This is a genomic window from Limnobacter sp. CACIAM 66H1 (assembly GCF_001601825.1).
Taxonomy (GTDB): Bacteria; Pseudomonadota; Gammaproteobacteria; order Burkholderiales; family Burkholderiaceae_B; genus Limnobacter.
This window is the reverse complement of sequence record NZ_LUJK01000014.1, coordinates 24,705-37,417: the sequence shown is the minus strand read 5'-3', so window position 1 is coordinate 37,417 and position 12,713 is coordinate 24,705. Positions and strand designations below refer to the sequence as shown.

General features: G+C 51.8%; 15 protein-coding genes. 5 read left to right on the top strand and 10 right to left on the bottom strand.

The window, feature by feature from the left end; genetic code table 11:
* The first annotated feature begins 61 nt into the window (after positions 1 to 61).
* Both gltX and A0129_RS06080 read left to right on the top strand, forming a co-directional pair.
* Positions 62 to 1,483, top strand: coding sequence for a glutamate--tRNA ligase (gene gltX, locus A0129_RS06085; protein WP_291713336.1), 1,422 nt, complete (start codon positions 62 to 64; stop codon positions 1,481 to 1,483).
* Positions 1,480 to 2,694, top strand: coding sequence for an O-succinylhomoserine sulfhydrylase (locus A0129_RS06080; RefSeq protein WP_291713334.1), 1,215 nt, complete (start codon positions 1,480 to 1,482; stop codon positions 2,692 to 2,694). Before gltX ends, A0129_RS06080 begins: the two co-directional genes overlap by 4 nt.
* 71 nt (positions 2,695 to 2,765) lie before the next feature.
* On the opposite strand, the gene A0129_RS06075 is transcribed toward A0129_RS06080, so the two are convergent.
* The 3 genes from A0129_RS06075 to A0129_RS06065 all read right to left on the bottom strand — a co-directional run bounded on the left by A0129_RS06075 (position 2,766) and on the right by A0129_RS06065 (position 4,613).
* Complete coding sequence (locus tag A0129_RS06075) at positions 2,766 to 3,095, bottom strand: H-NS histone family protein (RefSeq protein ID WP_291713332.1); 330 nt, start codon at positions 3,093 to 3,095, stop codon at positions 2,766 to 2,768.
* An 87-nt stretch (positions 3,096 to 3,182) separates the two neighbouring features.
* Positions 3,183 to 3,776 carry an isochorismatase family protein gene (locus A0129_RS06070; RefSeq protein WP_291713330.1) on the bottom strand — a complete coding sequence of 198 codons (594 nt, stop codon included), beginning with the start codon at positions 3,774 to 3,776 and terminating at the stop codon, positions 3,183 to 3,185.
* An 87-nt stretch (positions 3,777 to 3,863) separates the two neighbouring features.
* Positions 3,864 to 4,613: an MBL fold metallo-hydrolase gene (locus A0129_RS06065; RefSeq protein ID WP_291713328.1), complete on the bottom strand. Its 750-nt coding sequence runs from the start codon at positions 4,611 to 4,613 to the stop codon at positions 3,864 to 3,866.
* Between the two features lie 151 nt (positions 4,614 to 4,764).
* Between A0129_RS06065 and A0129_RS06060 the strand changes: the two genes are divergently transcribed.
* Positions 4,765 to 5,574, top strand: coding sequence for a sulfite exporter TauE/SafE family protein (locus A0129_RS06060; protein ID WP_291713326.1), 810 nt, complete (start codon positions 4,765 to 4,767; stop codon positions 5,572 to 5,574).
* A gap of 5 nt (positions 5,575 to 5,579) precedes the next feature.
* Here A0129_RS06060 and A0129_RS06055 read toward each other — a convergent pair whose 3' ends face one another.
* From A0129_RS06055 to A0129_RS06040, 4 genes are all read right to left on the bottom strand, one after another.
* Positions 5,580 to 5,903: a hypothetical protein gene (locus tag A0129_RS06055; protein ID WP_291713324.1), complete on the bottom strand. Its 324-nt coding sequence runs from the start codon at positions 5,901 to 5,903 to the stop codon at positions 5,580 to 5,582.
* Positions 5,904 to 6,032: 129 nt separating this feature from the next.
* Positions 6,033 to 6,269, bottom strand: coding sequence for a hypothetical protein (locus tag A0129_RS06050; protein WP_291713322.1), 237 nt, complete (start codon positions 6,267 to 6,269; stop codon positions 6,033 to 6,035).
* A gap of 168 nt (positions 6,270 to 6,437) precedes the next feature.
* On the bottom strand, positions 6,438 to 7,754 hold the full coding sequence (locus A0129_RS06045; protein ID WP_291713320.1) for a hypothetical protein: 1,317 nt from the start codon (positions 7,752 to 7,754) through the stop codon (positions 6,438 to 6,440).
* 180 nt (positions 7,755 to 7,934) lie between these two features.
* Positions 7,935 to 9,077 carry an acyl-CoA dehydrogenase family protein gene (locus A0129_RS06040; protein ID WP_240965909.1) on the bottom strand — a complete coding sequence of 381 codons (1,143 nt, stop codon included), beginning with the start codon at positions 9,075 to 9,077 and terminating at the stop codon, positions 7,935 to 7,937.
* A 127-nt stretch (positions 9,078 to 9,204) separates the two neighbouring features.
* Between A0129_RS06040 and A0129_RS06035 the strand changes: the two genes are divergently transcribed.
* Positions 9,205 to 9,810: a TetR/AcrR family transcriptional regulator gene (locus A0129_RS06035; protein WP_291713319.1), complete on the top strand. Its 606-nt coding sequence runs from the start codon at positions 9,205 to 9,207 to the stop codon at positions 9,808 to 9,810.
* Between the two features lie 24 nt (positions 9,811 to 9,834).
* Here A0129_RS06035 and A0129_RS06030 read toward each other — a convergent pair whose 3' ends face one another.
* Positions 9,835 to 10,038 carry a YjfB family protein gene (locus A0129_RS06030; RefSeq protein ID WP_171098443.1) on the bottom strand — a complete coding sequence of 68 codons (204 nt, stop codon included), beginning with the start codon at positions 10,036 to 10,038 and terminating at the stop codon, positions 9,835 to 9,837.
* A 74-nt stretch (positions 10,039 to 10,112) separates the two neighbouring features.
* The gene (locus A0129_RS06025) at positions 10,113 to 10,436 is read right to left on the bottom strand and encodes a hypothetical protein (protein ID WP_105028705.1); all 324 of its coding nucleotides are present in this window, start codon (positions 10,434 to 10,436) and stop codon (positions 10,113 to 10,115) included.
* A 162-nt stretch (positions 10,437 to 10,598) separates the two neighbouring features.
* Between A0129_RS06025 and A0129_RS06020 the strand changes: the two genes are divergently transcribed.
* A complete protein-coding gene (locus A0129_RS06020) occupies positions 10,599 to 12,302 on the top strand; it encodes an acyl-CoA dehydrogenase family protein (protein WP_367189776.1) in 1,704 nt (567 codons plus the stop codon).
* On the opposite strand, the gene A0129_RS06015 is transcribed toward A0129_RS06020, so the two are convergent.
* Positions 12,227 to 12,697: a hypothetical protein gene (locus A0129_RS06015; RefSeq protein ID WP_291713315.1), complete on the bottom strand. Its 471-nt coding sequence runs from the start codon at positions 12,695 to 12,697 to the stop codon at positions 12,227 to 12,229. The genes A0129_RS06020 and A0129_RS06015 overlap by 76 nt on opposite strands.
* Positions 12,698 to 12,713 lie beyond the last annotated feature (16 nt).

Here is a 12,713-nt window from a genome sequence, read left to right as displayed (position 1 = left end):
CGCAACCTAAGAATTTACTTGAACTTATAATATGAGTTCTTTGAAAAAAAGTCACTAATCCATGTCAACAGATCGCCAAAATCAAACAGTCCGCACCCGCTTTGCCCCTAGCCCAACCGGCTATTTGCATTTGGGTGGTGCCAGAACCGCCTTGTACAGCTGGGCTTTTGCCCGCCATCACAAGGGGCAATTCATTCTTCGTGTGGAAGACACCGATGTTGAACGATCCACACCAGAGGCTGTGCAGGCCATCATGGATGGCATGGCCTGGTTGAACCTGGATTATGATGAAGGTCCGTTTTTCCAAATGCAGCGCATGGACCGCTACCGGGCCATGATCGACAAACTGCTTGAAAAAGGCGACGCCTACCTTTGCTACTGTACGCAAGAAGAATTGAATCAAATGCGTGAAAAGCAACGGGAAAATGGGCAACGTATTCGTTATGACGGCACCTGGCGCCCCGAGGCAGGCAAAGTGCTGCCCACTCCACCGGCGGGGGTCAAGCCGGTGGTGCGTTTCAAGAACCCGTTGAGCGGCGCAGTGAGCTGGGACGACCTGGTGAAAGGCCCCATTTCAATCAACAACGAGGAAATGGACGACCTGATTATCGCCCGTCAGGATGGCACGCCCACGTACAACTTTTGTGTGGTGGTCGATGATTGGGAAATGAAAATTACGCACGTGATTCGCGGCGATGACCACATCAACAACACCCCGCGCCAAATCAATATTTTGAAGGCACTGGGCGGCGAGCAACCCATTTATGGCCATATCCCCATGATTCTGGGGCCGGATGGCGAAAAGCTGTCCAAGCGGCACGGTGCGGTGAGTGTGGTGCAATATCACGAGGAAGGATTTTTGCCGGATGCCATGATCAATTATCTGGCCCGTTTGGGTTGGAGCCATGGTGACGACGAACTGTTCAGCCGTGAGCAATTGGTCGAGTGGTTTGATTCGACCAATCTGTCGAAATCGGCCGCCCAATTTGACCCGGAAAAGCTGAAGTGGGTGAATGCCCACTACATGAAACAGGCCCCGAAAGAACTGCTGCTGTCGGATTTGCAAACCCGCCTTGAAAAGGATGGTGTGAGTACAGCTGAGGGTCCCAAATTGGCTGATGTGCTGGATGTGGTGCTGGAGCGCGCTTCCACCTTGGTGCAATTGCGCGATGAGGCAGCGCTGTTTTACAAAGTGCCACAGGTGAACGCGGACGAACTGGCACCCATACTGAACGAAGCAGGTGTACGCGCGGCACTGGTCGATTTCAATGAGGGCCTGAACGGCGTGGAATGGAACGTGGAAGCACTGAATGGTTTGGTGAAAACCACGATTAAAAACCATGGCCTGAAAATGCCGAAGCTTGCAATGCCGCTGCGCTTGATGTTGACCGGCATTACGCAAACACCTTCAATTGACAAGGTCATGAGTTTATTGGGCAAGCACACTGTACAAACTCGAATTGCGCAAGGACTGCAATCATGAGCAACAACAAACCCAAGGCAAACCCGGCCGACTGGGCCACCGCTACCAAAGCAATTCGGGCAGGCAGCCACCGCACTGAATTTGGCGAACATTCGGAGGCGATGTTTTTAACATCAAGCTTCGTGTTTGACAGTGCGGCCCAAGCCGCTGCCCGCTTTGCGGGCACCGAGGAAGGCAATGTGTACGCGCGCTTTACCAACCCCAGCGTGCAAATGTTTGAACAGCGCTTGGCTGTGCTTGAAGACACGGAATACTGCCTGGCCACGTCCAGCGGCATGGCGGCCATCACCACGGCTTGTATGGGCTTGCTGAATGCCGGCGACCATATCATTGCTTCAAAAGCTTTGTTTGGCGCCACTGTGCAGCTGTTCGTGAATATTCTCGCCCGCTTTGGAATTGAAACCACCTTCGTGGACGGTACGAGTATTGAAGCTTGGGAAAAGGCGATCAAACCCAACACGAAACTGTTTTACAGCGAAACACCGTCGAACCCGCTCACCGAAATTCTTGACATGAGGGGGTTAAGCGATCTGGCAAAAAAACACGGCATTTACAACGTCGTGGACAATTGCTTTTGTACACCCGCTTTACAAAAGCCGGTCGATTTCGGTACTGAAATCATCATTCACTCCGCGACCAAATATCTCGATGGTCAGGGCCGAGTATTGGGGGGTGCAATTTGCGGTCCCAAGGACTTGCTGAAAGACAAGATTCTGCCCGTGCTGCGCACGGCGGGTCCTACGTTGTCTGCTTTCAACGCCTGGGTGTTGCTCAAAGGCCTTGAAACGCTGAATATTCGCATGCTGGCGCAGTCGGCGGCGGCTCTCGACATTGCCACCTGGCTGGAAGCACACCCTGCCGTGAGCAAAGTATACTACCCGGGGCTGAAGAGCCACCCGCAGCATGAACTGGCCATGAGGCAACAAAAAACCGGGGGGGCAATTGTGTCGTTTGAAGTAAAAGCCGCCAACGAGGACGACGCACGCACCAAGGCCTGGCATGTGATCGACAACAGTCAACTGATGTCGATTACGGCCAACCTGGGCGACACCCGAACCACCATTACCCACCCTGGCACAACAACCCATGGGCGCCTCAGTGCTGAAGCGCGCGAAGCAGCGGGCATCAAGCAAGGCCTTATTCGTTTGGCGATTGGCCTGGAAGATGTGGCTGACTTGAAGAAAGATTTGGCTCGCGGCTTGGGCGAGTAACTAATCGAGCCAAGTGCCCAATAAAAAAGCCGCTGGTGAGTGCCAGCGGCTTTTTTATGTTCTCAACAACATCAGACACGCATTTGGTCTTCCGTCATGCCTTTGGCCATGGCTTCTTTCATCCAGTTCGGGCGCTTGCCACGTCCGGACCAAGTGAGTGAAGAATCTTGTGGGTGACGGAAACGCACCGGCGCTGGGCCCAATTCACGTTTGCCTTTGGGTTTGGATCCACCCAGTTCAGCAAACAACTCTTCGAGCTTCAAACCTTTTGAAGCAGCTAGCTTCTTGACTTCTTCAATGGCTTGTAATTTGGAACTGCGGTCATTCAATTCTTTTTCAATGTCTGACTTCAATTGCTGAAGCTCAGAAGCACTTAAAGCAGATAAGTTTAGTTTTTTCATTTTTACTTTTTACTTTTTCAAAAAATTCATTAACAAGCCCGATTGTAATTAAATTTATTATTAATCACAAACGTGAAATTAAATTGATTACTTAATGAGGTCAAGTGCAAATTTGAAATGCTCATTTTCTGCACTTTCCAACCACTCAAAAACCACCATTTCAGTAGTTACCAATTCGGCGCCATTACCTGCCAAGCGATCAAAGGCTGCATCCCGATTTCTTTCGGTTCTAGAGCCGCAAGCATCGGTAACCACCCAGACTTCCATTTCTTCATTCAATAAATCGAGCGCGGTTTGGAGTAAACAAACATGGGCCTCAACACCTGCAATGACAATACTGGATCTCTCCGATTCCTGATTATTCTTTTGCAAATGCTTCGGTAAACTGCGCGCATTGCCTGCGGGCGCCTTGCTGGTTAACAAATCAAGCAAACCTTCCGGGCAAGCGCTGAAGTGCGTTTTGCGCATGGTGGCTTTGCACAGGGCACCCAGAGCGGGTACAAAAGGACCAATTTTGTCGGGCATATGCTCGGTACCAAAAACTGGTACACGCAGCTTTTTGGCCAAGGTGGCCAATATCAGGGCATTTTTATAAACATCATCGGCCTGGTGAATGGCCGGCATCAGTTTTTCTTGATAATCGATTAGAACAAGTTGACTGGATTCGTGATTCAATAACATTCGATGTGAAAAATCAGAGTGCAAAACGAGAGCATACAAGGTAATTCATATCAAATACACCCACCAACGAACAAGTCAATCATTGAATCACCCCTGTTTACTTTCTGTAATCTGTTGACAATAGATTTCAAGCTCTTCAGGCAAATGGCTGGGACAAACCCCACACAGACGATTGCCTGGCACCGCATAATCAATAAATTTGGGATAAGGCAAATTCAGATTACGCATGATCTCGATAAACTCCTGAAGAGTTTTTTGCTCACCCAGGCGAGGGTTTCGGTTTTTCTCTTGCCCTATCGAAGAAACACGTCGATTTTGATAATCGTGTCCGGGATACACCAAAGTATCTTCTGGCAGGCGGAAAAGTTTCTCTTTGACACTTTTATACAATGTGGGGGCATCCCCGTTCTGAAAATCAGTTCTGCCACAACCATCAATCAGCAAAGCATCGCCAGTAAATACCCGCTCTCCAAGGTGATAAGAAAAGTGACCATCCGTATGACCAGGTGTGTGCAGGGGATCAATTCGCACAGTGCCCACAACAAATGGTTTCCCCTCCTCTATCGCATGGTCAGCGCATGGCAGGCGGTCAAAGGCAGGCGCTGCGATTTTGCTACCTACCTTTCGTTTCAATTCAAGCGCAGCGGTAATGTGATCTGCATGAATGTGTGTGTCCAGGGTGTAGGCCAGTTTTAAACCGAGCTCATTCAATATGGCGAGGTCGCGGTCCATCACCGAGACAACAGGATCAATCAAAATGGCCTGACCTGTTTGCTCGCAACCCACGAGGTAGGTGTATGTGCTGGAGACAGGCTCAAAAAGCTGCTTGAAAATCATTCTCTAACCTCAATACCTTATATATGCGCAAATACGCATATAATAGACCCTTCTCTTGTTCTTGTCGCCTGCCGCACGATACTCAGGGACACACTGGCAATATGTTCAACATTCAACGCATTCCGAGAACATTTTTAAAACAGGCAATTGCATGATTGGTACCTTGGCTTTGGGGCTTTTAGTAGGTTTGGTCATGGCACTGACTGGCGCAGGCGGTGGTGTGCTGGCTGTGCCTTTGCTGGTTTTTACCACGGGCCTGCCTGTGCAAGAAGTATCACCAATTGGCCTGCTGGCCGTGGGCCTTGCCGCCACGCTGGGTGCAGTGCTGGGTTTACGTGCGGGTGAGGTTCGCTACAAAGCAGCGGCCCTGATGGGTTTTGTGGGCTTGCTCCTCTCGCCTGTAGGTTTTTGGGTGGCCCAACAAGTCGACACACAGGCATTGGGGCTGGCCTTCGCGGTAGTGCTGCTGTGGGTTGCATTCAATGCGTTTCGGGGTGCAGCCAATTCTGAAATGAATGTAATTGACGCACCGCCTGATTCTGAAAAAAGCAAATGTCCCTGTATCCGCAGCCCCGAGACCGGGCGGTTTATCTGGACCTGGCCATGCGCTCGAGCCCTTGTTTTCTCAGGTGCAGTGGCAGGTTTTCTGTCCGGTTTACTGGGCGTGGGCGGAGGTTTTGTGTTGGTTCCTGCCCTGCAGCGTTTTACAAACCTGAGCGTACAGTCAGTCACCGTGACCTCCTTGGCAGTGATCGCAATTGTGTCGACATTCGGAGTGCTGAACAGCGCAAACGCCGGTGCATTCAATTATGAAGTGGGTATTACTTTTGCTGCTGCCGCGCTGAGTGGCATGTTGGGTGGCCGGTTGATTTCAAACAAAATGCCAAGTGCCCAGTTGAAAAAGGCATTTGGTGCGATGTGTGTTGTGGTTGCAATTTTGATGGTGATCAAGAATACCTGAAAGTGTCAGAAACCCGGGGTGATCCCAAAACCCACGGTAAATGCCCTTGCACCCTGGAAAGTGCCGTAATCGCTGCCATAACTTGCGTCGATTTGCAAAAAATCAGGGATCAGGGTGTACCGGGCGCCGACTCGCCAGCTCAAACTGTCCTCAACACCTGAGAATGTTTCGACAGAAAACCCGATACGCTCATTGAATGAGTAATCCAGCGCCGCTGCCTTGAAAACACTGTTGTCGCTTTGAATTTGATCTCTGTATTGCAAATAGCCAAGATTCAGGTGAAGCAGTAAATCCTCGCCCCTCAAAGGCACAGACGCAATCGTGGTCAACAGTGTTTCTTGTGAAGACTCATCGGTAGACTTCAGGCGCCCCCACTCTCTGCTGGCCGCCAGACCATACCCCGCAGTGCTGTCAGTGAAGTGTTTGAAAATGTGCTTGTAACCGAGGGAACTCAGAGTTTAATCTTCCTGATTGCCATGTACGGCACCAAGCCCGAGGCTAAACTCACCATTGCCCAAAAAATTACAGCCCCCATTGAAATTGTCCTGTCGAACCTCCAACGATGTTTCTGTCCAAAAATCAAGCTGGCAGGTTCGATGGGCAGTCACCGACGCGTCGTCAGTTTCAATGGGGCGACCGGCATAACCATTGGACATCAATCCCATTAAACCAATTAACAATAGTATGACCTTCACAAAACCCCCTGTTTACTGACAGATTACCCAAAGCATTCTGAACGAATTCATGGCTGGCTAATCATCACGCGTGACCAACGCGATTATTTTTCCAGGGTGGCTTGTTTTCTTAAACTCTCCCCCAACTGTTTTGGTCGGGGGATTTGAAGTCGGACCTCGCGGTAATGTTTAAACAGGCAAGGCACCAGTCAATGAATCAAGCGGCCCCAGTCCTCCGCCGTCAGTTGAAATTGGCAGGGCACCGGTCAGCATATCCAGTGGCAATGCGTCTGTCGGCAGTGCCGTACCTGCGCCCGAATCGCCAGAACTGACGCTATCGCCACCCAACACCTCTCCCACCGTGCCAATCAAGCCAGTGGGGTCTTGGGCAGAGGCATCGGCCACAGCGCCACCCAGTGTTTCAACACCCTCGGCCAAGGTATTGACTCCGTCTCCCACCGCGCTCGTGACCGGATCCAAAGGTGCAAGCGCTGCGTCTTCAGCAGTCAGGTCAGCCAGCCCTTCGCTGACTTCATTCAGGGTACCGGGAACACCATTGGTGTCACTGGTGTCGTCGCTCGTGCCCACGATCGGAGCAAGGATGTCCGAGGTGACCGGCGCCAATGGGCTGTCATCACCAGCCAGGGTGTTACCCACATCGGCCAAACCTTGCGCAACGCCATCCACAGCGCCAGAGTCCGAACCCAAGGTTTCTGTCAGGGGATCAACCAATGGTGCCAAGGGCGTGTTTTCAGTGCCACTGTCCAGCCCAGTCGAAATTGAATTTACAGCACCAACCAACCCACCAGCATCGGAACCATCGCCACTGCTGGGGTCGCCTACAACGCCTGCAAGCACATCAGTCAAACCGGTTGGATCTTGATCCGAAATACCACCAATCGCGCCGCCAACCATACCAAGGCCGTCCGAGACTGCATCTGTCGCCCCGGCCACAGGTGCCAAGGGCGTTTCCTCTAGGCCATCACCTATTGATTCGACACCACCGGCCAAACCACCAGCACCGCTACCACTTTGCCCAGCGCCACCATTGTCATCGTCGTCGCCGAGCAAAAATGCACCTGCAGCCACTGCGCCCAGACCAGCGGCTGCGCCTCCGCCCAAACCACCAGCCAACAAACCAGCACCAACCAGGCCTGACATCTCGCCTGTGCCCTGTTCGAGAATGGCAGATGAGATATCGTCATCAATGTCGTAAAGTTCAACACCCTCAGTCAGCGCCACCACTTTGGTACGCGAAGCCGCTCCTGCTACATCTGAACCGATCTCCTCCAGACGCGCTGCCGCGCCAGGCTGCAGCACCAGTAAAGTATCGCCTTGTCCAGGTCCACGCGCAGGAATGCGGATTTCCATGGGAGTGGCCGAAGTGTTTGAAATTTCATCGCCCCACTGAAACAGCTCCGCATCAGCCACAACCTGGCCATTGCGGGTGATGGTTGGGGTCGCATTCGGGGTTTGAATTTTCGCAACTGGAACTTGATCGATCATGGTGTGTATACCTGTAAGTTTTCGGATACAAGTCATACACAGAGACCGGATATTCAGATTCGAAGATTGTTACTAAACTTTGTTAATAATGTTTAACACAATAATCGTTCAAGTATTGATCAACATCGCGTCAATAAAAAAAGCCCGTCAATCGACGGGCTTTTTCTAAGTCAAAACAGCTTACAGCGACCGGGCAATAATCTCTTTCATGATTTCACTAGAACCACCATAGATGCGCTGAACGCGGGCATCCGCGTACATTTGCGCAATCGGGTATTCCATCATGTAACCATAGCCACCGAAGAACTGAAGACATTCATCGATCACCTTGCATTCAAGTTCACTCAAATGCAATTTGGCAATCGATGCAGTTGCTGCATCCAGCTTTCCCGCCACCAGCTTTTCAATGGAGTTGTCAATGAAAGCCCGCGCTACAACCGCCTGAGATTTAAGCTCTGCCATTTTGAAGCGTGTATTCTGGAACTCGAAAATGGATTTACCAAAAGCCTTACGCTCTTTGGTGTATTCCAGGGTAATTTCAATGGCCATTTCAATCGCAGCCATGGCGCCCACACCCAGCATCAAACGCTCGTAGGGCAACTCAACCATCAACTGCATGAATCCCATTCCCTCAGCACCCAATACGTTTTGGGCGGGAATGCGCACATTGTCAAAGAACAACTCGCAGGTGTCTTGCCCTTTCTGGCCAAGTTTTTCAAGAATTCGACCTACTTTGAAACCTTCGGCTTTCTTGGTCTCCAGCAACATCAACGTGGTGCCTTTGGCGCCTGCGCTTGGGTCAGTTTTGGTGACCAGAATAATCACGTCGGCCAGATAACCATTGGAAATGAAAATCTTGGAACCATTCACCACATAGTGATTGCCCTCTTTCACCGCGCTGGTGCGAATGCCCTGCAAGTCTGAACCGGCACCAGGTTCACTCATGGCAATCGCGCCAATCATTTCGCCGCTGGCCATCTTGGGCAGGAAGTATTGTTTCTGCTCCTCAGTGCCATGGTTCAAAATGTACTGGGCTGCAATTGCATGCACATGCACACCGAATGAACGGTCACCACTGTAGGCCAATTCTTCAAACAACACGGCCATGTGCGTGAAATCGCCGCCGGCACCGCCGTACTCCTCGGGAATATCTGCCGACAACAAGCCCATTTCTCCGGCCTTGGTCCAAAGTTCACGGTCCACATGCTGTTGTTTGGCCCATTTGTGCTGATTGGGCTTGATCTCGGTTTCAACGAAACGGCGGATGTTGGAACGATACAGTTCGAGGTCGGAATTCATCCAGCTGGGCTTGGGGTATCTCATTTGTCTCTTCACACTCTCAAAGTTATAGGTCAACCGACCGGTTGCAGTGAATCGATTATAGGTCACGTGACCTGTTTGTCAATAATGAGGTCCATATTGGGGGCAATTTTTGAGTTAAAGTACGCACATGAATACACATGCCACCACTGACAAGGGTCACATTCGCTCGCAGGAGATTTTGCGCACCGCACAGGCCATACTGGCCAGCGAGGGCTATGCGGGCTTAAGTATGCGCGGCGTGGCTACACAATTGGGCATTTCGCTAAGCACCGTGCAGCACTACTACACTAATAAGGAAGCGCTGGTTGAAGCCTTGCTGACCTATGTGATGGACAACTACCAGGCTGCGGTTGCGCAAGTGATGAATGCGATGAGCGACAAAAGCCAGCTTGAGCGGTTCAAAACGATCATTGATTTGATTCTGATTGAAATTCGCCGGCCTGAAACCTTTGGTGTACTGGCAGAAATCTATGCCTTGTCAAACCGCTTGCCTTTTGCAGCACGTTTGGTCGAGGCTGTTTACGCCAGAGAGAGAAAAGAGATTTTCAAACTGATTTACGGCCTGGAGCCAAAAATCAGCAAGGCAGAATACAAGTTGAGGGCTGCAATGATCGTTGTTCAAATACATGGGCTGGTTTCACAATTGGCCCAGGACAACGACCCGAGCCTTAGCCGCAGGCAACTTGAGCAAGCGGCAAAACAAAGCTTCTTGATGCTGGCCACCAAAGCCTGACCAAAGCCACCTATCGCCTGATGTTCAGGCGTACACGTTCAATTTCGTACCCAAATTACCACTGGTGGCCAGCGCGGGTGGCTGGGGAATTGACTGGATCAGTTGCGCCACGGACGACTCAGCAATGTCCATGGTTTTCTTGAACACTGCAATTTGGCCCTGTTGAATTGATTGCGCTTGCTGCATCTGAACCGTGGCATTCACCATGGCGGCGGGGGACACATCCATTGTTTTTCTCCGTATCTGTCATTTCGATAACGGCAGCCTGGGCTGAAACTTGAGTGCTTTATCAGGCCGGGGTTTTAGTGCCCTTTTTTGGCACGGTCCAGTATTTGAACCACCAGTTCACTTCGAATTTGCTCGCCGCGCTCTACGTTCTGCGCATGCAACAACACGTTTTCCTCAATGAGTTTGGCCATCGAGCTGAGCAGCACATAGATCAGGTCTTCAGCCTTAAACATGGCTGCATTTTGAAGAATGTTCAAAGCGCCCAGGCAACAAGAATGTCGCAGCGCCATTTCATCCACGGCCAAGTCCCCATAATCAAGCGGGTCCTCCTTGGCAACTTCATTGACCAGCATCACAAGGGTGTTCAGATCAATTTCAACTTGATGCGTTGTTGCCATGGTGTTTCTCCGTGGTGAGCACACCTTCGTTCTACCATAGCGCTGTACAGAAAACCAGCACTGAATGGGTGTAATTGCACCCCTTTAATTACAAGTATTTGCATTTATGATTAAATTGAGTAATTATTAAGAAATGCTCCAAGAATCACCGGGATGAATGCCATGAAAACCGCCAAAGAATTGCAAGCCAGCCCAATCGTGGGCGAGACCCACCAGGTACAGAATGTTGCCAACGAATTGCACAGCTACAATTTGTTTACCACTGATGCAGCTTTGCTCGAAGGTGTGAAGCGCGAGGGTGGCGCTTGGGGCGTGTCTGAAATTGCCGCTTTTGGCGAAAAGTGTGGCAAACCGGAATACCTGGAGCTGGGTTTTCTGGCCAACAAATACACCCCTGAGCTGGACACCCATGACCGCTTTGGCAACCGGGTCGATTCAGTGCGCTACCACGGTGCTTACCATGAGCTCATGAAATCAGCCCTTGAAGAGGGCTTGCACAGCCAGCCCTGGACCCACCCATGCGAGGGCGCACATGTGGTGCGCGGTGCCAAGGCATTCATGCAAAGCCAGGTGGAGGCCGGACACGGCTGCCCCGTCACGATGACCTTTGCCTCCATTCCAAGCTTTCGCTTACAGCCGGAAGTGGCTGCCATTTTCGAATCCAAAATATTGAATCGCGGCTATGACCCCCGCAATGTGCCCATCGATGAAAAACAGTCCATTACTGTGGGCATGGGCATGACCGAAAAACAGGGCGGCTCGGATGTGCGGGCCAACAGCACTACGGCAACACCTGTGAACCAGCCAGGTGCCGGGCAAATGTATTCACTGGTGGGGCACAAATGGTTTTTGTCTGCCCCCATGTGCGACGTGTTTTTGATACTGGCGCAAACCACCGCTGGCGTCTCGTGTTTTGCGGTGCCGCGCTGGTTACCCGATGGCACGAAAAACGCTTTGAACGTCATTCGTTTGAAAGACAAAATGGGCAACAAGTCCAATGCCTCTAGCGAGGTGGAGTTTCGCGGCGCCCAAGGTTGGCTGATTGGCGAGGAAGGTCGCGGAGTGCCCACGATCATCGAGATGGTCAGCCTGACCCGTTTTGATTGCATGGGTGCCTCGGCGGGCCTCATGCGTGCGGGCTTGGCCAATGCCATTCACCATTGCAAACAACGCGCGGCGTTTGGCGCCAAACTGATCGATCAACCGTTGATGCAGAACGTACTGGCCGATTTGCAGCTGGAATACGAGGGCGCCATGGCCTTTTCCATGCGCATGGCCCGAGCGCTTGACAAGAAAGACGGCGACGAACATGAAGCGCACCTGGCCCGCCTGGCCACTGCTGTGGGCAAATACTGGATTTGCAAGCGCGCCCCACAACACAGCTATGAAATCATGGAATGCATTGGCGGCAGCGGCGTGATGGAAAACTCGATTTACCCACGCCTGTTCCGCGAAAGTGTGATCAACCCGATTTGGGAGGGCAGCGGCAACGTGCAATGCCTGGATGTACTTCGCGCCATTGGCAAAACCCCAGCGGTGCTCATGGCCTTCAATGCAGAATTGAACAAAGCACGGGGGGGCAATTCCATTCTTGACCACTACCTGGATGGCTTGAATCAACAATTCATGCAGTTAAACCCGACCGATATGCATGGCCTGCAATACAGCGCCAGAACCATGGTGGACCAAATGGCTTTGGCCTTTGAAGCATCGCTGTTGGTGCGCCATGCACCCGCAGCCGTGAGCGAAGCATTTTGCGCAAGTCGCCTGGCGGCCCAGGGCCACCACAACTATGGCGCCCTGCCCAAAGGCCTGAATGTGAAATCGATCATTGAGCGAGCCGACCCAGGCGTTGTGAAAGCGTAATTCCATTGGGCTGGAGTGGCCACACTCCGAGCCCGGACTGACAGGCTATGCACCATGTCGTGAAAGGGCTTTCGCATGCGGGGTGTGGGCCAAAACAATCTACCCGCCAAGGCGGGTTGCTGGCTTAACAATGCTTCAATCGCGGGTACGCAATCGTTCCACACCATGGCATTGGGCCAAAGACTTACGGCCCATTGAATGCTCTCTTGCTCGGCCAACACCGAACTGAAGGCCTCACAAGGTCTGCTGTGCAATTCAATGACCTCGCCATTCTCCATGCACACCGCCGCCATGCAGTAGTGCCCCTGCCCCGCACCTGAGGCATCCACCAACACATGCCGCCCGACGTTAAACACCGCCGCAGTTCGATTTTCCGGAGCCACCCGAAATTCCATGAAGACAACCCCTTTT

Coding starts and splice junctions, on each gene's coding strand:
- A0129_RS06040 (WP_240965909.1), bottom strand. CDS start 9,077: ATGAGATACCCCAAGCCCAGCTGGATGAATTCCGACCTCGAACTGTAT.
- A0129_RS06025 (WP_105028705.1), bottom strand. CDS start 10,436: ATGGCAACAACGCATCAAGTTGAAATTGATCTGAACACCCTTGTGATG.
- A0129_RS06035 (WP_291713319.1), top strand. CDS start 9,205: ATGAATACACATGCCACCACTGACAAGGGTCACATTCGCTCGCAGGAG.
- A0129_RS06070 (WP_291713330.1), bottom strand. CDS start 3,776: ATGTTATTGAATCACGAATCCAGTCAACTTGTTCTAATCGATTATCAA.
- A0129_RS06020 (WP_367189776.1), top strand. CDS start 10,599: ATGAAAACCGCCAAAGAATTGCAAGCCAGCCCAATCGTGGGCGAGACC.
- A0129_RS06080 (WP_291713334.1), top strand. CDS start 1,480: ATGAGCAACAACAAACCCAAGGCAAACCCGGCCGACTGGGCCACCGCT.
- A0129_RS06065 (WP_291713328.1), bottom strand. CDS start 4,613: ATGATTTTCAAGCAGCTTTTTGAGCCTGTCTCCAGCACATACACCTAC.
- gltX (WP_291713336.1), top strand. CDS start 62: ATGTCAACAGATCGCCAAAATCAAACAGTCCGCACCCGCTTTGCCCCT.
- A0129_RS06015 (WP_291713315.1), bottom strand. CDS start 12,697: ATGGAATTTCGGGTGGCTCCGGAAAATCGAACTGCGGCGGTGTTTAAC.
- A0129_RS06075 (WP_291713332.1), bottom strand. CDS start 3,095: ATGAAAAAACTAAACTTATCTGCTTTAAGTGCTTCTGAGCTTCAGCAA.
- A0129_RS06030 (WP_171098443.1), bottom strand. CDS start 10,038: ATGGATGTGTCCCCCGCCGCCATGGTGAATGCCACGGTTCAGATGCAG.
- A0129_RS06060 (WP_291713326.1), top strand. CDS start 4,765: ATGATTGGTACCTTGGCTTTGGGGCTTTTAGTAGGTTTGGTCATGGCA.
- A0129_RS06045 (WP_291713320.1), bottom strand. CDS start 7,754: ATGATCGATCAAGTTCCAGTTGCGAAAATTCAAACCCCGAATGCGACC.